The organism is Hyphobacterium indicum, from assembly GCF_003129605.1.
Taxonomy (GTDB): domain Bacteria; phylum Pseudomonadota; class Alphaproteobacteria; order Caulobacterales; family Maricaulaceae; genus Hyphobacterium; species Hyphobacterium indicum.
Genome location: NZ_QBDX01000002.1, coordinates 461145 through 481817, shown reverse-complemented (window position 1 = coordinate 481817; position 20673 = coordinate 461145). Strand labels below are relative to the sequence as shown.

The 20673-nt window shown below is 60.8% G+C and carries 21 protein-coding genes; 17 read left to right on the top strand and 4 right to left on the bottom strand.

Annotation, left to right across the window (positions count from 1 at the left end):
- Nucleotides 1-102 precede the first annotated feature (102 nt).
- Entirely contained in the window at nt 103-1290 is a 1188-nt protein-coding gene (locus tag DBR16_RS06690) for a hypothetical protein (RefSeq protein WP_109260466.1), read from the top strand.
- On the opposite strand, the gene DBR16_RS06685 is transcribed toward DBR16_RS06690, so the two are convergent.
- The 3 genes from DBR16_RS06685 to DBR16_RS06675 form a co-directional block, all read right to left on the bottom strand.
- Nucleotides 1291-3051 carry a M28 family metallopeptidase gene (locus DBR16_RS06685; RefSeq protein ID WP_109260465.1) on the bottom strand — a complete coding sequence of 587 codons (1761 nt, stop codon included), beginning with the start codon at nt 3049-3051 and terminating at the stop codon, nt 1291-1293.
- 22 nt (nt 3052-3073) lie between these two features.
- Complete coding sequence (locus DBR16_RS06680; protein WP_125184516.1) at nt 3074-3619, bottom strand: hypothetical protein; 546 nt, start codon at nt 3617-3619, stop codon at nt 3074-3076.
- A 111-nt stretch (nt 3620-3730) separates the two neighbouring features.
- The gene (locus DBR16_RS06675) at nt 3731-4594 is read right to left on the bottom strand and encodes an MBL fold metallo-hydrolase (protein WP_109260463.1); all 864 of its coding nucleotides are present in this window, start codon (nt 4592-4594) and stop codon (nt 3731-3733) included.
- Nucleotides 4595-4679: 85 nt separating this feature from the next.
- Here DBR16_RS06675 and DBR16_RS06670 point away from each other — a divergent pair, with 85 nt between their 5' ends.
- The 12 genes from DBR16_RS06670 to hisIE all read left to right on the top strand — a co-directional run bounded on the left by DBR16_RS06670 (nt 4680) and on the right by hisIE (nt 13438).
- Nucleotides 4680-5030, top strand: coding sequence for a rhodanese-like domain-containing protein (locus tag DBR16_RS06670; protein WP_109260462.1), 351 nt, complete (start codon nt 4680-4682; stop codon nt 5028-5030).
- A gap of 33 nt (nt 5031-5063) precedes the next feature.
- Nucleotides 5064-5858 carry an RHS repeat-associated core domain-containing protein gene (locus DBR16_RS06665; protein WP_109260461.1) on the top strand — a complete coding sequence of 265 codons (795 nt, stop codon included), beginning with the start codon at nt 5064-5066 and terminating at the stop codon, nt 5856-5858.
- Nucleotides 5855-6409, top strand: a complete 555-nt coding sequence (locus tag DBR16_RS13875) for a hypothetical protein (protein ID WP_125184515.1) — start codon at nt 5855-5857, stop codon at nt 6407-6409. Before DBR16_RS06665 ends, DBR16_RS13875 begins: the two co-directional genes overlap by 4 nt.
- Nucleotides 6410-6655: 246 nt before the next feature.
- Nucleotides 6656-7060 carry a hypothetical protein gene (locus tag DBR16_RS06660; protein ID WP_325050342.1) on the top strand — a complete coding sequence of 135 codons (405 nt, stop codon included), beginning with the start codon at nt 6656-6658 and terminating at the stop codon, nt 7058-7060.
- A gap of 90 nt (nt 7061-7150) precedes the next feature.
- Nucleotides 7151-7465 (top strand): YerC/YecD family TrpR-related protein, encoded by a 315-nt coding sequence (locus DBR16_RS06655; RefSeq protein WP_109260459.1) that lies wholly within the window; start codon nt 7151-7153, stop codon nt 7463-7465.
- A complete protein-coding gene (hisG, locus tag DBR16_RS06650) occupies nt 7458-8345 on the top strand; it encodes an ATP phosphoribosyltransferase (protein ID WP_109260458.1) in 888 nt (295 codons plus the stop codon). Before DBR16_RS06655 ends, hisG begins: the two co-directional genes overlap by 8 nt.
- Complete coding sequence (gene hisD / locus DBR16_RS06645; protein WP_109260457.1) at nt 8345-9640, top strand: histidinol dehydrogenase; 1296 nt, start codon at nt 8345-8347, stop codon at nt 9638-9640. The genes hisG and hisD overlap by 1 nt, the downstream gene beginning before the upstream one ends.
- Nucleotides 9633-10760: an imidazoleglycerol-phosphate dehydratase HisB gene (gene hisB / locus DBR16_RS06640; protein WP_233347641.1), complete on the top strand. Its 1128-nt coding sequence runs from the start codon at nt 9633-9635 to the stop codon at nt 10758-10760. Before hisD ends, hisB begins: the two co-directional genes overlap by 8 nt.
- Nucleotides 10757-11356, top strand: coding sequence for an imidazole glycerol phosphate synthase subunit HisH (hisH, locus tag DBR16_RS06635; RefSeq protein ID WP_109260456.1), 600 nt, complete (start codon nt 10757-10759; stop codon nt 11354-11356). Before hisB ends, hisH begins: the two co-directional genes overlap by 4 nt.
- Nucleotides 11353-12087, top strand: coding sequence for a 1-(5-phosphoribosyl)-5-[(5-phosphoribosylamino)methylideneamino]imidazole-4-carboxamide isomerase (gene hisA / locus DBR16_RS06630; protein WP_109260455.1), 735 nt, complete (start codon nt 11353-11355; stop codon nt 12085-12087). The genes hisH and hisA overlap by 4 nt, the downstream gene beginning before the upstream one ends.
- Nucleotides 12069-12836 carry an imidazole glycerol phosphate synthase subunit HisF gene (gene hisF, locus DBR16_RS06625; protein ID WP_109260454.1) on the top strand — a complete coding sequence of 256 codons (768 nt, stop codon included), beginning with the start codon at nt 12069-12071 and terminating at the stop codon, nt 12834-12836. The genes hisA and hisF overlap by 19 nt, the downstream gene beginning before the upstream one ends.
- The gene (gene hisIE / locus DBR16_RS06620) at nt 12833-13438 is read left to right on the top strand and encodes a bifunctional phosphoribosyl-AMP cyclohydrolase/phosphoribosyl-ATP diphosphatase HisIE (protein ID WP_109260453.1); all 606 of its coding nucleotides are present in this window, start codon (nt 12833-12835) and stop codon (nt 13436-13438) included. Before hisF ends, hisIE begins: the two co-directional genes overlap by 4 nt.
- On the opposite strand, the gene DBR16_RS06615 is transcribed toward hisIE, so the two are convergent.
- A complete protein-coding gene (locus DBR16_RS06615; protein WP_109260452.1) occupies nt 13435-14790 on the bottom strand; it encodes a formimidoylglutamate deiminase in 1356 nt (451 codons plus the stop codon). The genes hisIE and DBR16_RS06615 overlap by 4 nt on opposite strands.
- A gap of 63 nt (nt 14791-14853) precedes the next feature.
- On the opposite strand from DBR16_RS06615, the gene hutI reads away from it, so the two are divergent.
- The 4 genes from hutI to hutU are packed head-to-tail and all read left to right on the top strand — an operon-like array spanning nt 14854 to nt 20043.
- Nucleotides 14854-16056: an imidazolonepropionase gene (hutI, locus tag DBR16_RS06610; RefSeq protein ID WP_109260451.1), complete on the top strand. Its 1203-nt coding sequence runs from the start codon at nt 14854-14856 to the stop codon at nt 16054-16056.
- Nucleotides 16053-17570 carry a histidine ammonia-lyase gene (gene hutH / locus DBR16_RS06605; protein WP_109260450.1) on the top strand — a complete coding sequence of 506 codons (1518 nt, stop codon included), beginning with the start codon at nt 16053-16055 and terminating at the stop codon, nt 17568-17570. Before hutI ends, hutH begins: the two co-directional genes overlap by 4 nt.
- Nucleotides 17570-18376 (top strand): N-formylglutamate deformylase, encoded by an 807-nt coding sequence (gene hutG, locus DBR16_RS06600; RefSeq protein WP_109260449.1) that lies wholly within the window; start codon nt 17570-17572, stop codon nt 18374-18376. The genes hutH and hutG overlap by 1 nt, the downstream gene beginning before the upstream one ends.
- Nucleotides 18376-20043 (top strand): urocanate hydratase, encoded by a 1668-nt coding sequence (hutU, locus tag DBR16_RS06595; RefSeq protein ID WP_109260448.1) that lies wholly within the window; start codon nt 18376-18378, stop codon nt 20041-20043. The genes hutG and hutU overlap by 1 nt, the downstream gene beginning before the upstream one ends.
- Nucleotides 20044-20673: the final 630 nt, after the last annotated feature.

The window sequence follows — 20673 nt, the reverse complement described above, 5'->3', positions numbered from 1 at the left end:
GCTCCGAAAGCCAAGCGCGTTCTGTACTGGGACTAACGGTTTTCTATCAAGCGCCCCGCAGTCTCCACCCGGCTGCGGGGCGTTTTTGTTTGAGGAGACACCGTGCGCACTTTATTCGCCGGACTCGGGGCTGACGCCGAAGCACGGTTTGCGGGCGTGGGGCAGTCTCCAACGGCTTTCCCGCAGATCGCCGCCGCACTTCTTGATGAATGGGACTTACCCAACCGTTTGTCGCTTGCAGAGGTCTGGGAGGCAGCGGCTTCGGGAGATCTGGCGGGCCTGGGCGATCAATCGAAGCCCGGCCTGGTTCCGCTTTTTAGCGGGACCAATGTCAGGATTGTCGGTCATCTGTGGAGTGACGCCGCCGACCGATTGCACCAGCATGACTGGACAGGCGCATTTCAGGTCCTGGAGGGCCAATCCTTCAACTCGGTTTATGATTTCGAAGCGGCACGCGAGATTGACGAATTTTCGGCCGGGACATTGTCGCGGCGTACCTTCGACGTGTTCACTCCCGGCCATATCCAGCCTGTCGAAGAGGGAAGGTCGCTCATACACAGCGTTGTTTACTGTGAAAAGCCCGGATTCGCCATCAGCCTGAGGGTGGCGGGTGAGGGGCCAAGGGGCGCGTATGAATATCTGCGGCCCGGCCTGCGGAGCCCGTCACATCGCCGCAGGGATGCCAGCGCCGCGCAGCTCGACCTCCTGTCGCAGGCATTACAGGTTGATCCGGCGGCGTATGAGGACAAATTCTCCGCCCTCGCGGAAGGGCTGGACGAGGCCGGGTTGATCCGCCTGCTGGATGCCGCCGCTTTCGACAGCCTGCCGATCCCGGAAACGGTTATCGAAACCACCCTGAATCGTCTGCCCGATGGTGGGCTGATCCTGGCGTCGCTGAACGACATCGAACGCAGTGACAAGACGCGTGAATTGCTCGGTGAGCATGATCATCCGAAAATCCGCACCTTCATCTGTGCCCTGTTTCACAGCGAAAGCCGCCGTGAGTTAAACGAGACCCTGCGAATTGCCGGTTTTGCCGATCCTGTTATCGAATCCGGACGCGTCTTGTCGGCGCTGATTGTCGATGATGAGGCGGGCGAATTGCCGCCGGATTATCTGGTGCAGGCTTTGGGTGAAGCGGCGTTAACCGGAGATGTCCGGAATGCCATTGCCGCCATGCGCACACAGGCGGCGGGCGCGCCCTTGCTGGATGCGCATAGCCAGTTTGTTGGCGAAGCATTCGAAGCGATGGAAGAGGCACCGGTCTTCCGATGCCTCTTCACAGCCTGATCAGTCGGCGGAGCGCTGTTCATCCCGCAGGGCGCGGAATTCATTGCCCTCATACCAGTTTGGCCATTCCTCGCTGTTCGCGATGCGCTCACCCAGAAGATAGAGCAGGGTGGCGTCGCGGGCGAGACCGTCGAAATCCCAGTCATAACTGAATTCGTCTTCGGGACCGTGATAGGCCGTTGCGCGATAGGCAGCGCTCAACTCCTCGACATGACCGGCGCCGAGCTCGGTATTTACCGAACCGGTATCCGCGTAGATCATCGGCACGCCGCGTTTTGCGAGTGAAATGTGATCCGAACGGTAGAAATAACCGGCTTCCGGATTGGGATCCGGTGACAATGTCCGGTTCTGGGTTTCGGCGACGGCGGCGAGATGGTCCTCCAGCTCGGAGGCTCCATAGCCGATCACCACGATGTCGCTGGTCGGGCCGGTGGGCAGCATGCCGTCCATGTTGAGGCCGCCTACGGTCTGCGAGAAGGGCACCAGCGGATCGGTCGCGTAATACTCAGAGCCCAGCAGGCCGGACTCCTCGGCCGTGACGGCGACGATGATGACCGAACGCTCCGGCGGATTGGCGGCAAAAGCCTGACCGATTTCAAGAATCGAGCTTGTTCCCGTGGCGTTGTCCACCGCGCCGTTATAGATGACGTCTTCTTCGGGATCATCGCTCAGCCGCGTGCCGATATGGTCCCAGTGCGCCATGTAGAGCACATATTCGTCCGGACGTTCCGTGCCGCGGACAATGCCGGCGACATTCCGGGAATCGAGGAATTCGTGGCTGGTGACCAGCGTGGCGTTCACTTCTGCGCCGGGAATCTCAACCGGTTCAAAACCGGGTTGATGCGCAGCTTCAACCAGAGCATCGAAATCAAGACCCGTTGCCGCGAAAAGTTCGCGGGCGCGGTCATTGGTGATCCAGCTTTCGGATCCGACAAAGGGTGTCGAGCCTTCCGGGCGCTGCAGGTCGAATTGCGGGCCAGACCAGGATCCGGAGACGACGTTCCAGCCATAGCTGGCAGCTTCGGTTTCGTGGATGATGATGACGGCTTCAGCGCCCTGACGGGCCGCTTCCTCGTACTTATAGGTCCAGCGGCCATAATAGGTCATGGCATTGCCATTGAAGAGATCTGGATCGCCGGAGGCGAAGCCGGGATCATTGATCAGCATGACCACTGTGCGGCCTTCCACATCCAGACCTTCATAATCATTCCAGCCATATTCCGGGGCGACAATGCCGTATCCGACAAAAACCAGATCGGAATTTTCGATCTCGACCACGGGTTCGATGCGGCGCGTGCCATAGACCACGTCTTCCAGATAGGTCAGGTCCATCGGCTCGCCATTGATGGAAATGTCGAAGCTGGACGCGGTTGTCTGCAGCGTGGCTTCGACCAGCGGGACGCGCTGGAACCAGGTCCCGGCCTCGCCGCCGGGCTCCAGACCCGCGCTGGCCATTTCGTCGGCAATCCACTGGCTGGCCATGATGCCGCCCGGCGTTGCCGGCGCGCGGCCCTCGAATTCGTCAGACGCCAGCGTCTGGATCCGCCAGGCCAGATCATCGCCGGTGATCGCCGCGCTGGTCTCCTGCGGTGCCGGACGGGCATTGGGATCAATGCGCTCGGGCTGGGCCGCGTCCCCGGAAGACATATCATCGGATGTTACGGCTTCGCCCGTGGCATCCGCGTCCGGATCCGTGACGGGCTCCGAACAGGCGGCGAGCGTGAAGGCAGCCAGGATGGATGCGACATAAAGGGTTTTCATTACGGTTTCTCCGATTTCAGTTTCAGCCGGTGACGCCACCGACGGTCGGCAGGGCGCAAAGATCTCTCATGCGCCAGCCCTGACCGGTCTGGACCAGGTCACAGCGGAAATAATCCTGCCGCGCTACACCGGGCAGACGAACGGCCTGTTCCGGGGCGAAGGTGATGCTGCCGCCGGTGAGCGCCCGGAAACGATCTTCCTGATAGACGGCGATCGAGCGCTGGCTGGCGATGACATTGCCTTCAGCATCCACGCGGCGCGGCAGATCAATAACGCAGGGCGGGGGCTGGGTCAAAACGCCCACCAGCGTACCGCCGGTATAGCCCTGATTGCCCCAGAGATGTCCGGCGACATAAGGATCGCGGCGTTGCATGGCAGCGCGGGCAGGCCCGTCAGCCGACAGGCGGATCAGTGTGTCGCGGTCGCGCGAGACGACGGCGCGGAAAATCTCGAACTCCTCGCCCGTCGGGGCGCGGCAGGCGAGCGTGACCGGTTCGGCCACGGTCTGGCAGGCCGACAGGGCGATGGTGAGGGTCAGGCCGGCACCGGCCAGGATTTTTTTCAACATGGTGTTCCCCGCATATCCAGATGGCGGGCGATGGCCCGGCCGGATCATGTCTGCGGTCATCATGCGATGGAATAAGGGGAAAGGTAAACTGCCGAATATGCGGGACGCGGTCTAAACCGCATCAACAGGGATCTTGATATAGCGGATACCATTGTCTTCCGGCTCGGGCAGATGGCCAGCGCGCATATTCACCTGCACCGATGGCAGGATGAGTTTCGGCATGGACAGGGTGGCATCACGCTCGGTGCGCATTTTCACGAATTCGTCTTCCGATGCGCCGTGTCCGACATGGATATTGTTCGCCTTCTCCTCACCAATCGTGGTTTCGTGGATATATTGCTCGCGGCCTTCGGGCAGGTAGTCATGGCACAGGAAAACGCGCGTGGAATCCGGCAGAGCGAAGAGTTTCTGGATGGATTGATAGAGCGCGCGGGCATCGCCGCCGGGGAAATCACACCGCGCTGTGCCATAGTCCGCTGCAAACAGCGTATCCCCCACAAACAGGGCATCTCCGATCAGATAAGACATGCAGGCCGGGGTGTGGCCGGGCGTATGTATGGCTTTTGCCTCCAGCTCTCCGATATTGAAGATCGCGCCATCCTCGAACAGCGCCCCGAATTGCGAGCCATCGGTGGCGACGCCATTGGCGTTGAAAAGTTTGGTGAAAATCGTCTGCACATCGCGGACATGGCTGCCGATGGCGATCTGGCCGCCCAGTTTTTCCTGCAGATAGGGCGCAGCGGACAAGTGATCGGCATGGACATGGGTTTCCAGAATCCAGTCAATGGTCAGGCCGCGCTCCTCAACCGTCGCGATGACCTCATCGGCGGCCGTCGTGTGGGTGCGGCCCGAGGCGGCGCAATAATCCAGCACGGAATCGACGATGGCGGCTCGCCGTGTCGCGGGATCGATCACCAGATAGGTGAAAGTATTCGTGTCTTCATGAAAGAAGCTGAGAATGTCCGGCGTCTTCATGGTGTGCTCCTGTTATTGCCAAGAGATATGGCGACAGACTACATCTTTGATAAGTGGACAAAACAGCACAGAGGACACCGGATTCATGAGCCAGCTGGAAGATATGTCGCCCAAAGCCGTCGCCGACGCCCTGAAGTCAGGGGATATTTTGCTGATTGATGTGCGCGAGGCCAATGAATACGGGCTGGAACGCATTCCCGGTGCCTTGCTCTATCCGCTCTCGACGCTGGACCCGAAAGCCATTCCGGTGGGCGGGCCCAAGCGTGTGGTATTTCATTGCGCGGCCGGCCGCCGCTCGGCCATGGCGGCGATGCGCTGTCAGGACGAAGGCGTGAATGTCGATGCCCATCTCGCCGGCGGGCTCGGTGCCTGGAAAGAGGCACAGCTTCCCCTGATCGAAACCGATCCCCTGACCGGGCAGGTCAAGGGCGGGTAGGGGCGCCCTTCGCTCGCGGCTCGAGGGCGGCGTCTGGAGGCCGAATGGGGCCTCTTCAACTATCGCGCCCGTTATGGAGCCTGCCCTCGGGATTGCCAAAGGCAAGACCCGGAGGATCCCGCCCTCGGCCGCTTCTACCAGACAGACCCGGTGCTCTATGCTGACCAGTTCAACCTCTATGCCTATGTCGGAAATGATCCGCTGAATATGACGGATCCGAGTGGGATGTGCGCAGTCATTTCGCGCGAAAGCGGCGGTTCAACTGTAGACTACCTTGAGCTGGAGTCATTCCCTGAGGAGCAAAGAGAGACTGTCAATTCGGCAGTTGTGGCAGCCGGCATTGCGATTGAGTCTGGGGGCGATTCACAGCTACAGCGGTCGTGGGCTAGCGCGAATAGCATTTCTTATGACCCAAACCAAGTGCAAAGCGGTCTGAACTCAGTTTCGCTAGACCCAAACTCTCCGATTGGATCATCCATTACGCTGGGGCCAAGTACCTTTGGTCAGAGTGCTTTCGAAACCTTAGAGGAGGTCGCAGAAACAACAGTTCATGAAGTTGGCCATGGGACTTTACGTGGACTGGAAATGTCTCGACAACTTAAATCACTCGAAGGCCAATTGCGAATTCAACAGCAGTTTGGCGAAATGTCCACCGCAACGCTCGCATCATACCGAAACATTAGCGCCAGGCTAGAAAACAGGGTAGAGACTAATGCCATAGAGCTCCTTCAGCGACAGGGGTATATTGGAAATTCATACGAAGGCATACCGTACCTCCGCGCATTAGAGCGGATTCCTGAGAGTTTTGACCCTCTGAGTTTACAATGAATATACTTCTAATATCAGCAACAGTGTTTTTGGCAGGCGGTAACGATCAGGAAGCAATATGTTATTCGAATGATGCAAGTCGTTTATGCTTCTACGCCGTGGGTGATTTTGTTGAGGCTCGTCTAGAGGATAATGTAACACAGACATTAAATATTAGCGCGAGTGTTAATGTAATAGAGATCACAACCTCAGCTGGAAGCGCGTATTTAAATGTTGCCCCTGGAGTTGAATTCTTTTTTCAAAGAAATTGTGATGAATTATCAAATCAGCAACAATATGAAAGTGTTTATTACTCAATATATGATATATTACATAACTGTCGTGCTAGCCTAGACGGAGGGGGTGTGATCAGCAATGCATTAATAAATAATAATATATTATATTCTGTACAATATCATATTTTTGAAGATTCATACATTATTGATAGTATTTCAATAAGTAGAAATGGTGTACTAACTCCTTTAGCACCTGAGCAAGATCAAAGAATTTTGAGGTTGGCTGTCGGCAATGATAACTTCAATGGTCATTTGCCTGTAGAATGGATATTTTAATTCATTATTTTACCGAAATTTATGAATTTATGTAAGCAATGTGTATATGTTGAATTTATAGATTTAATTAATTTTTCTCCTTTCCGCAAAATGAATCATTGTTGAAGGCCCGTCACGAAGGTTGCAAATTTACATGTATGGCTTGGCTGAAGGTGGATTTACAGAGGTTGACGTGACCCCTTGCTTTCCCCCAGCTGTGATTAGAGCCGAGCCGAGAGATTTCGCACCAACGGAGATGGCCGGTTTCTGGATACGCAGCGAGCCAACCAGGCCTATGCGGCCTCCGGTCCGGACGGCGTAACGCTGGCATTTGAAAATGCGCCGATTGCCGAGATCGCATCGGCTGTGCTGGGCGATATTCTTGGTGCGCAATATGTGATCGATCCACAGGTTTCCGGCAATGTCACTTTGCGCTCAGCACGTCCTCTTGCGCCTTCCGACATTCCAGCGGCTCTGGATCACGCCTTGCAGCTTTCGGGCTTCCGACTTGTTGAAACATCTGACGGCGCTTTCTTCATCACGCAGGGCAATCGCGCGCGCGAATTTACCAGCAGGCCGCGATTGGCCGGTGAGGACCTGCCGCCCGGCTATGGCCATGTCATCGTCCCGCTGGACTTTGTGCCGGTCGAAGAAATGCGCGGTCGCGCATAGCTCCGAGTCACTGACGTGCTATTCGAATGCACCTGCCCACTTGTTTTAGCATGTTAAAACGATATATCGGCGCTCACGGAGGTGAGAGCCATGAGAAAACCTGTTCGAAATGACGGTCCGGAAGAGCGCAGCAAGCTGATCGAGGCGCTGCTGTCTTTGAAGGATTCGGGCGAGATGGAGCGGTTCCTGACCGATCTGTGCACGCCGGGCGAATTGACCACCCTGGCCGAGCGCTGGCGGGTGGCGCGCCTGCTTGATGAAAATGAACTCACCTACCGGCAGATTTCCGAAAAAACCGGCGCGTCGACGGCCACTGTGACCCGTGTGGCGCGCTTTCTCTCCCAGGAAGCCGCGCAGGGTTATCGCCTTGTGCTCGACAGGATGAAACAGAAAACCGATGTCTGATGCCCGCCTGAAGCTTGCCGTTCAATCCAAGGGCCGCCTTTCCGAAGGCGGTATGGATTTGTTGAAACGCGCCGGTGTGCGATTTGCCTATGGGCGTGATCAATTGCACCGCCGGGCCGAGAACCTGCCGCTGGACCTGATGCTGGTGCGCGATGACGACATCCCCAGCTTTGTCGCGGGCGGGGCGTGCGATTACGGCATTGTCGGCGAGAATGTGCTCTATGAAATGCAGGCGCGCTCAAGCCGCTATGCCAATCTGGAAGTGGCCCTGCCGCTGGGCTTTGCGGGCTGTACGCTGAAGCTGGCCGCGCCCAAGGGCGGCGCAATCGGGTCGGTCGCGGATCTCGCCGGGCGCAGCGTGGCAACGTCTTATCCCGGGTTGACGCGAAAATATCTTGTCGAACGGGGCATTGAGGCGGAAATCGTGGAGATGCGCGGCTCGGTCGAGGTCGCTCCGCGCATGGGCATTGCCGATGCGATCTGCGATCTGGTTTCGTCCGGCGCGACGCTGGAAGCCAACGGACTGGCGGCGTTCGAAACCGTGCTGGAAAGCCAGGCCGTGCTGGTCCGGCGCACGACCGGCCGCAATCAAGATGTCGACGGTGTGGCCCATACGCTGATCGAGCGGGCGGAGGGCGTGATCGCGTCGGCGCAGACGAAATATATCCTGCTCAATGCGCCGAAGGACCGGCTGGCCGAGATCAAGGCGCTCCTGCCGGGCTCTGACGCGCCCACCATCGCGCAGATCGCGGATCGCGATGATGTGGTGGCCGTCCATGCCGTCTGCCGCGAGCGGGTGTTCTGGGAGACGCTGGAGAAGCTGCGCGGCGCCGGTGCGCGGGCCATTCTGGTGCTGCCGATCGAAAAGATGATGGCGTGATGAAACGGGTCATTTGGAAAGATCTGGGCGATGGCGCCCGCACAGCTTTGTTTTCGGCCTCGCCGGAGTCGGATACGGCGCGCGCCGCCGCCATCGAGATTGTCGAGGCCATCCGCCGCGAGGGCGACAGGGCCGTGTTTGAATATGCGCGCCGTCTGGACGGGTTTTCCGGCGAGAGCTTCCGTGTTTCGTCCGCCGACATTGATGCCGCGCGGGCGGCGGCTGATCCGGAGGATATCGCCGCGATGGAGGCCGCGATTGCCGCCGTGCGCGCCTTTCATGCCAAGCAAGGACTGGGCGGCTATGAGATCGAGACCTGGCCGGGCGTGACCTGCCGCCGCCGCGTCGATGCGATCCGGTCGGTGGGGCTGTATGTGCCCGCGGGCTCTGCACCGCTCGTCTCGACGCTGATCATGCTGGCCGTGCCAGCGCAGATCGCCGGTGTGCCGGAGATTGCCGTCACCGTGCCGCCGGGATCGGATGGCAGGGTGAATGCGTCCGTGCTCGCCGCGGCGAGCCTTCTGGGCCTTACGGATATCTTTGCCATTGGCGGGGCACAGGCGATTGCCGCGCTGGCCTTCGGCGCGGCGGGATTGCCGCGTGTCGCCAAGATTTTCGGGCCGGGCAATGCCTGGGTGGCGGCGGCGAAATCCCATGTCAGCACCTTGCCGGGCGGACCGGCGATTGATCTTCCAGCCGGGCCCAGTGAAGTCATGGTGATTGCCGATGCCGGCGCGCGTCCGGACTTTGTCGCGGCGGACCTTCTGGCACAGGCCGAGCACGATCCGATGGCGCAGGTCTGCCTCGTCTCCATCGGTGCGGATATTTCCGCGATCGAGGCCGAGCTGGCGCGCCAGCTGAGTGCGCTGCCGCGAAAGGCGATAGCCGAGCAGGCGCTGTCGCAGGGCGTGATGATCGAAGCGGGCGACCGGCGCGAGGCCATGGCCATCGCCGAACGGGCGTGTCCGGAGCATCTGATCCTTCAGACCGACGCGCCGGGTGAACTGGCGCGCGATATCACCACCGCCGGGTCGATCTTCCTGGGCGCATGGACACCGGAATCGATGGGCGATTATGCCGCCGGGCTGAACCACACCCTGCCCACGGGCGGGGCGGGCCGTGCCTATAGCGGCGTCACGGTCGAAGCCTTCCAGCGGACCACGACACTGATCGAAGCTAGCCGCAGCGGCGCGGCAGGCATTGCACCCGTTGTGGAACGGCTTGCGGCGCTGGAAGGGCTGGACGCACACGCCACGGCGATGCGCCTGCGCCGCACGGGAGGCGGTGATGAATAGCGATCTTTTGTCATTTGAACGGGTCGGGCTGGCGCGGAGATCGCGCCTCGAAATGCTGCGCCGGCGTTATTCGGCACGGGCGGGATGCGCGCCGTCTGGCGTGGTGTTCCTGCCAAGCCCGGACGCGGTGGATCTGATTGGCATTGACGGCGCGGACATTGAACAACTGGGTCCGGTGGAGGCACCGATCACGGCGGTCAGACTGGCATCGCCCAACCCGGATGTCTCCCGTTGGGAGGCGCTGTTGAGCGACGGGCTGGTGGAGGCCGGACTGACTGCGCTTTTGCCCGTATCAATAGCATCAAAGGAAAAAGAAAACAGTGAAATAGGAGAAAATATTAAGGTAGTGATTTGGGAGTTCGGGGCGTGGGATGAGATAGAATCAGCGCGCGCAGACGGCGACCAGATATCCCTGACCTGGGCAGATGAAGTGGCGGCCCGGGCGCGGCTCGCCGGCATCGGGCTGGATCTACCCGACAGCGGACAATTCCGCGTCCTGAGCGTTGAAGAAGCACGGGCATTGGCGGACCGGCTGGCCGTCCCTTCGCTGCGTGCTGCGAGTGTCCGGCGCACCACCAAGGAAACAGATATTCTTGTGTCGCTGAACCTGGATCAGTCCGGCCCGGTCCGCATTGCGACCGGTGTTGAATATTATGATCACATGCTGGAGCAGATCGCCAAGCATGGCGGCTTCGCGCTGGAAGTGGCTTGCGAAGGCGATACCGGGATCGATGCCCACCACACCATCGAGGATGTGGCACTGGCTTTCGGCGAGGCACTGGCGTCGGCGCTGGGAGATCGCCGCGGGATTGGTCGGTTCGGCTTCGAACTGCCCATGGATGAAACCCGGGCCGGGGTCTGGATTGATCTGTCCGGGCGGCCTTTTTCAAAATTTGACGGCGCGATTCCGGGCGAGCGGGTCGGTGAATTTCCGGTGGAAATGACATCGCATGTCTTCCGTTCCATCGCCGACAGTCTGAAAGCGGCCATTCATGTCTCGGTCGAGGGGGAGAATGCCCACCACATGATCGAAGCCTGTTTCAAGGCCTTTGGCCGGGCTCTGCGGCAGGCGGTGAAAGTGGAGGGCGATGCCATCCCGTCCACCAAGGGCGTGCTGTGACCGTTGCGATCATCCACACCGGCTGTGCCAACATCTTCTCGGTCCAGACCGCTCTGGACCGTCTGGGCGTGCCCCACATCCTGGCGGAACGGCCGGCAGAGGCTTCGGGAGCGGACCGCCTGATTCTGCCCGGCGTCGGGTCGGCCCGTCCGGCGATGGAAAATCTGCGAGCCGCGGGTTGGGATGAGGCGCTGGTGGCCGAGCCCCGGCCGTTGCTGGGAATATGCCTGGGCATGCAATTGCTCTTCGAGGCCTCTGAGGAAGGCGGGGTTGAGTGTCTCGGCCTGTTACCCGGAAATGTCATGGCGATGACGGCGTTTGACGGCGGGCGATTGCCGCATATGGGCTGGAACCGGATACATTTCGAAATAGGTCAAGATCCGATGTTGACCGGTATTGAAGACGGCGAGCACGCCTATTTTGTGCACAGTTATGCGGTGCCCGTGACACAGCATACCGTGGCGTCCAGCACGCATGGTGCACGGTTTTCGGCGATGGTCCGGCGCGGGAATGTGATGGGCTGTCAGTTTCATCCCGAGCGCTCGGGAAAAACCGGGGCGCGTATTCTGAACAACTTCCTGGAGTTTGGCGCATGAAGCTTTATCCCGCGATAGACCTTCTCGATGGCCGTGTTGTACGTCTCCACAAGGGCGATTTCGACGCCGTCACCGATTATGGCAGTGATCCGGCAGCAGTCGCGGCGGCCTATCTGGCCCAGGGCGCGGAATATCTGCACGTCGTGGACCTGTCGGGCGCCCGGGATGGCGCGCGGCGGCAATCGGAAACAATCCAGTCCCTTTCCAATACCGGGCTGCGCCTGCAGGTGGGGGGCGGAATACGCTCGCGAGAGGAAATCGCATCCATTCTCAAGGCGGGGGCCGAGCGGGTCATTGTCGGCAGCCTTGCTGTCCAGGCGCCGAAGACGGTTTCCGGCTGGATCTCGGAATTCGGTGCGGAGCGGATTGTGGCTGCTTTTGACGTGCGGATCGAAGCGGGCACGATCTGGCCCTTGGTGGCCGGGTGGACACGGAAAGGCGATGAGCCGCTGGCAGCACTCCTGGAGCGCTATGCCCAATCGGGTCTGCGTCATGCTCTGGTGACGGATGTTGATCGCGACGGGGCCTTGCAGGGGCCGAATGCCGGACTTTATCGCGATCTTTGTGAGCTGTGGCCGGACATTGCCTGGCAGGCCTCGGGCGGTGTGGCGTCGCTCAGCGATCTGACGGCATTGAAAGCGGCCGGCGCTGCCGGCGCGATTGTCGGCAAAGCCCTGTTTGAAAATCGCTTTACGCTCGGGGAGGCGCTTTCATGCTTGCAAAGCGGATAATCCCCTGTCTGGACGTCAGGGATGGCCGCGTGGTCAAAGGCGTCCGGTTCCGCAATCATGAGGATGTCGGCGATATCGTCTCGCTTGCGGCCCGCTATGCGGGTGAGGGTGCGGACGAGCTGGTCTTCTATGATATCTCTGCCAGCCCGGAATCCCGCTCGGTCGAGCCGGAATGGGTGAAACGTGTGGCACGTGCGATCGATATCCCCTTCTGCGTGGCCGGCGGCATCCGCAGCGTCGATGATGCCCGGGCCCGGCTGTTTGCCGGAGCCGACAAGATATCTGTCAATTCACCGGCACTGGCCGATCCGGATATGATCAATCGTCTCGCTGACGAATTCGGCCGGCAATGCATCGTCGTTGGCATTGACAGCCGCGAGGTTGGCGGGGAATGGCGGGTTCACTCCAATACTGGCGATCCCGGCAAAACCCGCACGGAAACCCGCGCGACACTGGACTGGATAGAAGAGGCCATTGAACGCGGGGCAGGCGAGATCGTGCTGAACTGCATGGATCAGGATGGGGTGCGCGAGGGGTATGACATCAAGCAGCTGACGGCTGCGCGAGCGGTCTGCCGCGTGCCGCTGATTGCCTCCGGCGGGGCCGGGGCGATGGCGCACTTTTCCGAAGTCTTCCGGCAGGCCGATGTGGACGGGGCGCTGGCCGCCAGTGTTTTCCACAAACAGGTCATCGGAATCGGTGAACTCAAGGCCTGGCTGGCGCAGCAATCCATAGAGGTCCGGCCATGATGGCTTCAGACGACATTGATTTTGAAAAGGGCGGCGGTCTTGTCCCTGCGATCGTCCAGCATGCCGGAACCGGGCAGGTTCTCATGCTGGGTTATATGAATGACGAGGCCTTGAATAAAACACTCAAGGATAATCACGTAACCTTTTATAGCAGAAGTAAAAAACGACTATGGAAGAAGGGTGAAACAAGCGGAAATACGCTGACCTTGGTGTCATTGTCAATCGATTGCGACCACGACACCGTGCTGGTCAAGGCGCTCCCGGCCGGTCCTGTTTGCCACACCGGAACAGCAAGCTGTTTTGCAAACGATGGGCCTCCTGTGGCGGGTTTTCTGGCGACTCTGGAGCAGGTCATCGATCAGCGTTCTGCGGCGGACCCTGAGGAAAGTTATGTCGCCCGGCTCATGGCGGAGGGGTTGACGAAAATGGCCCAGAAAGTCGGCGAGGAAGGCGTGGAAGTGGCGCTGGCGGCCGTGGCCGAGGACGAGACGGCGTTAAAGGGGGAGGCGGCCGATCTGGTCTTTCACCTGATGGTGCTGTTGCGGGCACGTGGCCTGACGCTGGCAGACGTCATATCGACCCTTCAGGCGCGACACCGCTAGGCCAGCAAGCGCTTCATGACCGCGGAGTATCGCCCGGCAATTTCCGCCCGCGCAATGTGTTGACCGTCTTTCACGATATGACGCCCGGCGGACCAGACATCGGAGATACAGTCGCGCGACCCTGTGAATATCCAGCTGTCCAGCAAGGCATCTTCTGATCTGCCGGCCAATACCGGATGTTCGGTGTCCGGGGCCAGCATGTCTGCCCAATAGCCGGCTTCGAGCTTTCCTGATTTGCGCCCCAGTGCCTGTGCTCCGCCCTGCAGGACGCCGGTGTAGAGGGCGTTGCCGTTGGATTGCATCGGATCGGCCAGAACGGTGCGCTGCTTGTAAAGCAGCCGCTGGCTCCATTCCAGTTGCCGCAATTCCACGGCGATATCCCTGCCGATATGGGAATCGGTGCCAATGCCCCATTTGCCGCCGTCTGCATGCCATTGGCGTCCATTGAAAATGCCATCGCCCAGATCCGCCTCCGTCGTCGGGCAAAGCCCCGCCACCGCCCCTGTTTGTGCCAGGGCGGCGGTCTCGGTTCCGGTCATCTGGGTGGCATGGATCAGGCACCAGCGTTCGTTGATATCATGATGGTTCAGCAGCCATTCTACGGGGCGCTGGCCGGACCAGGCCAGGCAATCCTCGACTTCCCTGACCTGTTCAGCGGCATGGATGTGGGTGGGGCCGTCATGCCCGGCTGCAAGGATTGTGGAAAGATCTTCCGGCGTGACCGCGCGCAGCGAATGCGGGGCCATGCCCAGTTGATCATCGGCCCGGTGAAGACAGGCGCGGCTGGCCTCCCACAGTGCCAGATAGTCTTCGGCTGAATTTGAAAACCGGATCTGGCCGGAATGCGTCGGGGCGCCGCCAAAACCGCTGCGGGCATAGGCGACGGGCAGGAGGGTCAGGCCGAGCCCGGCTTGTCCGGCGGCTGCGGAGATCCGCCCCGCCATTTCGGCTATATCCGCATAAGCGGTACCATCGGCCTGATGATGCAGATAATGAAACTCGGCGACAGCGGCAAACCCGCTTTCGGCCAGCTCGGCATAAAGCTGGGCCGCGATGATTTCCACATCTTCCGGCGTCAGGCGTGGCAGGAAATCATACATGCGTTCGCGCCAGCTCCAGAAATCATCATCACCCGGTCCGCGTGTTTCTGTCAGGCCGGCGAGGGCACGCTGAAAGGCATGGCTGTGCAGATTTGACGGGGCGGGCAGCAGTGTTGCAAACGTCTCAACCGCCGCCTCCAGCGGGCTTTCCGGCGTGATGCTTGCCAGCCGGCCATCGGCGCCGATCTCGATCCGGACATTGCGGGCCCAGCCATCCGGAAGAAGGGCTGACTTCGCTTGAAGCTTGCGCATGCGGGTTATCCTCTGACATGACATCACATACTGTAGGGATTCCGTGCTGATTTGGGAGAGCGCATGCGCGTTGATCGCACCTTCACCAATGCTAGGCTGGCCACAATGGCCGGCGCAGCGCCTTATGGAGCGCTTGAAGCGGGCGCGATTGCGGTGCGTGACGGCCGCATTGTCTGGGTCGGTCCGACGGCTGATGCACCCGATTGTGATGATACCACCGATCTGGAAGGGCGCTGGGTGACGCCGGCACTGGTCGATTGTCATACCCATCTCGTTTTTGCGGGTGACCGCTCGGGAGAATTCGAGCGCCGGCTCAATGGAGAAAGCTATGAGGCCATCGCGAAATCCGGTGGCGGCATTGCCGCGACGGTCGAGGCCGTGCGCCATTCGAGTGCGGCTGATCTTGCGGCGGCGACACTTCCCCGTCTGGATGCATTGATTCAGGAAGGGCTTGGAACTGTAGAAATAAAAACGGGTTATGGTCTTAACTTCAAGTCTGAGCTTAACATGCTCAAGGCCATTCGCAGCCTGGGTCTGGTCACCGGTTTGCGGGTCCAGTCGACGCTGCTGGCAGCGCATGCCATCCCGCCGGAATATTCCGGCCGCGCGGATGATTATATCGACGAGGTGTGCCTTCCATTGATTCATGAGGCGGCCCGGGAGGGGCTGGCGGATGCCGTTGATGCCTATTGCGAAAGAATCGCCTTTACCCCGGAACAAACACGGCGTGTCTTCTCGGCGGCCCGGGAGGCCGGACTGCAAATCAAGCTGCATGCGGATCAGTTCAGCGATAGTGGCGGTGCGTCGTTGGCCGCTGAATTCGGTGCCCTGAGCGCAGACCATCTGGAGTATACGAGCGAATCCGGCATCGTGGATATGTCAAAGGCCGGAACGGTCGCGGTGATCCTTCCCGGTGCGTATTACATGCTCGGGGAAACGCAAAAGCCGCCAATCGAGGCGCTCCGCAAGGCCGGTGTGCCCATGGCATTGGCGACCGATGCCAATCCGGGCTCTTCGCCCGTGCTCTCGCTGCTCACCATCGCCAATATGGGCTGCACACTGTTCGGCCTGACGGTCGAGGAGGCGATCGCCGGGATTACGCGGGAAGGGGCCCGCGCGCTCGGCCTGCAAAACGAGATCGGCACGATAGAAGTTGGCAAGAGATGCGATCTGGCTGTCTGGGATGTCGACAATCTGGCGCAATTGATCCAATGGATCGGCGCGCGCCCGCTTCATGGGCGTATTCTTTCCGGAGACTGGGGATGACGGTGACGCTGCGGCCGGGCGCGATGGCGCTTTCTGACTGGCGCGCGATCTATCGCGGCGAGGGTGTGGTTCTGGATCGTGGCTGCAAGGGCGATGTGGAGCGCGGTACAAAGGCGGTTCAGGACCTGCTGGCCTCTGGCCGGGCCGTGTATGGCGTCAATACCGGGTTTGGAAAGCTGGCGCAGAGCCGCATCGCCAATGAAGAACTGGCCGAGCTGCAAAAGCGCCTGGTGCTGTCCCATGCCGCAGGTGTCGGCGCGCCCATGCCGGCGAAAATCGTCCGCCTTATGATGGCGTTGAAGATGTCGTCGCTTGGCCGTGGCGTGTCGGGCGTGCGGTGGGTGATCATCGAGACGCTTGAAGCGCTGCTGGAGGGCGGTGTGACGCCCGTCATCCCGTGTCAGGGATCGGTGGGGGCGTCCGGCGATCTTGCGCCCCTGTCGCAACTCGCAGCGGCGCTGATCGGCGTCGGCGATGTCCAGATCGGCGATGAGATCATGACGGCCGCCGATGGGCTGGCGCGCCTGGGGCTGGCTCCGCTGGAGCTGGGCCCGAAGGAAGGCCTGGCCCTGCTTAACGGGACCCAGTTTTCCACCGCCTTTGCCCTGGCCGGCCTATTCGATGCCGAGCAGGCTTTCCGTTCGGCTCTGGTAGCCGGTGCGATGAGCGTTGAAGCCGCCATGGGGTCGCTCTCGCCCTTCGATGCCCGCATTCATGATTGCCGGGGGCATCAGGGCCAGATTGATGCGGCGGCGGCCTATCGCGAACTTCTGGAAGGCAGCGGAATCAATGCCGCTCATGCAGACTGTTCGAAGGTCCAGGACCCGTATTGCCTGCGCTGTCAGCCGCAAGTGATGGGCGCGGCGCTGGGTGTGTTGCGGCAGGCGGCGGCGACCTTGTCGACCGAAGCCAATGCCGTGACCGACAATCCGCTGATTTTCCCAGACGGTCCCGATGCGATCTCGGGCGGCAATTTTCATGCCGAGCCCGTGGCGTTTGCTGCCGACATGATTGCGTTGGCGATTTGCGAGATCGGGTCGATGTCCGAACGGCGGCAGGCGATGCTGGTCGATCCCAACCTGTCCGGCCTGCCGGCCTTCCTGTCGCCCGCGCCGGGTCTCAATTCCGGCTTCATGATCCCGCAGGTTACGGCCGCCGCGCTGGTCAGCGAAAACAAGCAGCGCGCCACGCCCTGCAGTGTCGATTCCATCCCGACCTCGGCCAATCAGGAAGATCATGTCTCCATGGCCGCACATGGGGCGCGGCGCCTGATGGACATGACCGCCAATCTCGATGCCATCATCGCGCTGGAATGGCTGACGGCGGCACAGGGCATGGATTTTCATGCACCGCTGTTCTCGACTGCGCTTCTGGAGACCGCCAAGGCCCGGCTGCGCGCCGAGATTCCGAAACTCGATGATGACCGTTTCTTCGCGCCGGATATCGCCCGGGCCACCGAAATGATCGGGCAGGGGATTCTGGCGGATATCGGCGATCTTCCGGGAGTGGCGTGATGGCCGGGCTGTTTGACCTGCGCGCCGGGCAAAGCCCGCTGATCATCAATATCCCGCATGCCGGAATTCATGTGCCGGATGACATTCTGGCGCGGATGACGCCGGCGGCGCGCAAATTGCCGGACACGGACTGGTTTGTGGACCGGCTCTATTCTTTTGCTTCGGACATGGACGCGACCATGCTGAAGGCGAATGTGTCGCGCATGGTGATCGATCTCAATCGGGATCCGTCCGGGCAATCGCTTTATCCGGGGCAGGCGACCACCGGGCTGGTGCCCACCGAATTGTTTGATGGCTCACCAGTCTATGAAGGCGATGCGCCGGATGCGGCCGAGATCGAACGCCGCCGCCAGGACTATTTCGACCCCTATCACCAGGAATTGAGCGAGCAGATTGCCCGCATCCGGGCACTGCATGGCTATGCCGTGCTCTATGATGCCCATTCCATTGCCTCGACTGTGCCGCGCCTGTTCGAGGGTGAGCTGCCCGTGCTCAATCTGGGCACCAATGATGGCGAAACCTGTGATCCCTCCATCGCCCGCGCGGTGATGCAGGTGATGCTGGACCAGGACGATTACGAGACCGTCGCCAATGGCCGCTTCAAGGGGGGCTGGATCACGCGCACTTTCGGGCTGCCGCGCCATAATCTCCATGCCTTGCAGATGGAGCTGGCGCAGCGCGCCTATATGGACGAGGCCGCAATCCGATATGACGAGGAGCGGGCGGCGAAGCTGCAGCCGCTTCTGAAAGATATTCTGAGCGCGGCGCTCGAGGCCGCCGACCATCTGCACTGGGAGCATGAGTGATGACGTCAACCCGCCTCGATAATGCCCGCACCATCCGCGCCAGGACCGGCCCCGAGCTGGACGCGAAATCCTGGCTGACCGAAGCACCCTTGCGGATGCTGATGAATAATCTTGATCCCGATGTCGCGGAGAAGCCGGAAGAGCTGGTCGTCTATGGCGGGATCGGCCGGGCGGCGCGCGACTGGGAGAGTTTTGATCGCATTGTGGCGACGCTGAAGCGCATGGAGGCGGATGAAACCCTGCTGGTTCAGTCCGGAAAGCCGGTCGGTGTGTTCAAGACCCATGCCGATGCGCCACGGGTTCTGATCGCCAATTCCAACCTGGTGCCGGCCTGGGCGACCTGGGATCATTTCCGCGAACTCGATAAGAAGGGCCTCATGATGTACGGCCAGATGACGGCCGGATCATGGATCTATATCGGCAGCCAGGGCATCGTTCAGGGCACGTATGAGACGTTTGCCGAAATGGGGCGCCAGCATTTTGGTGGCGAGCTGAAAGGCAAGTGGATCCTGACCGGCGGGCTGGGCGGCATGGGCGGGGCCCAGCCGTTGGCGGCGACCATGGCCGGAGCCTCCATGCTGGCGGTGGAATGCCAGCCCTCGCGAATCGAAATGCGCCTGCGCACCCGCTATCTGGATGAACGCGCCGATACGCTGGATGAGGCGCTGGCGATCATAGAGACCGCACACAAGGCGGGCCGGGCGGTCTCCGTGGGGCTTCTGGGGAATGCCGCCGAGATTTTTCCGGAACTGGTGAAGCGCGGCATCCGGCCCGATGCCGTGACCGACCAGACCAGCGCGCATGATCCGGTGAATGGCTATCTGCCCGCCGGCTGGACGCTGGAGCAATGGTTTGAAAAACGGGAGAGCGACCCCGACGCGGTCTCGAAGGCCGCCAAGGCGTCGATAGCCGAGCAGGTCAAAGCCATGCTGGCCTTTCACGCGGCGGGCATTCCGGTGTTCGATTATGGCAATAATATCCGCCAGATGGCCAAGGATGTGGGGGTTGAAAACGCCTTCGACTTCCCCGGTTTCGTACCGGCCTATATCCGGCCGCTCTTCTGCCGCGGGGTGGGCCCGTTCCGCTGGGCGGCGCTGTCGGGCGACCCGGAAGATATCTACAAGACCGATGCGAAGGTGAAGGAGCTGATCCCGGACGATCCGCATCTCCACAACTGGCTGGACATGGCACGGGAACGCATCGCTTTCCAGGGTCTGCCGGCGCGTATCTGCTGGGTCGGTCTGGGCCAGCGTGACAAGCTCGGCCTGGCCTTTAACGAGATGGTGGCGTCAGGCGAGCTCTCGGCTCCGGTCGTGATCGGCCGGGATCATCTCGATTCCGGTTCCGTGGCGTCTCCCAATCGCGAGACCGAGGCGATGATGGATGGCTCGGACGCGGTCGCCGACTGGCCGCTCCTCAATGCGTTGCTCAACACCGCGTCGGGCGCGACCTGGGTGTCGCTGCATCATGGCGGCGGGGTCGGCATGGGCTATTCCCTGCATTCCGGTCAGGTGATCTGCTGTGACGGCACGCCGGAAGCGGCGAAACGCATTGCGCGCGTCCTCTGGAATGACCCGGCCACCGGCGTCATGCGCCATGCCGATGCCGGATATGAGATTGCGAAGGATTGCGCGCGCGAGCAGGGGCTGGATCTGCCGTCGGTCTGATCCGGTTTCGAGGGTGAGGGGGCGAAGGGCGCGTGTCATCCCGCCCCCTCCGTTTCTCACTGCGTTCGAACCACCTCCCCCGTAAACGGGGGAGGAAAACACAAACTCACCTCATGGTGAGGCGCTTCTCGCAGAGAAGCCTCGAACCACGCAGCAGGCTTGAATGCTCCTTCGAGGCTCGCTGTCGCGAGCACCTCAGGATGAGGTGGGAGGGAATGTGGGGAGGACACCGGATCCGCATCTGCCATGCCGAACATCCCCGCCGGTCAGCGCCGCGAGGCTTTGAGGATGAGAGAGGGCGCGGGAGGAACTCGCAAGCCGTCTATGGATGTGTATGTGGGTGGCCTGCCAGGCCTCCCGCGCGGAATGTCTTACAACTGCCGGACCGTCTTTCAGGCACACCGGTATTTCGTCCTACCCGCCGGATTGCATGGGCTTTCCCCAACCGGGCAACCGGTTTCCACCGTTTCGTTGGCCAAGCCAGGAGGGCCTGACGATGGACCTTTCCACCCTTCAATCCTGCAAGGCGATGTCCGCCCGCTTCCCTTTCAGGACGCGTCGCACCCGCAGCCGCTCTTTCATGAACCGGATCGTTAGTCCGGCTCACTCGAGGCATTCCCCTCATCCCCC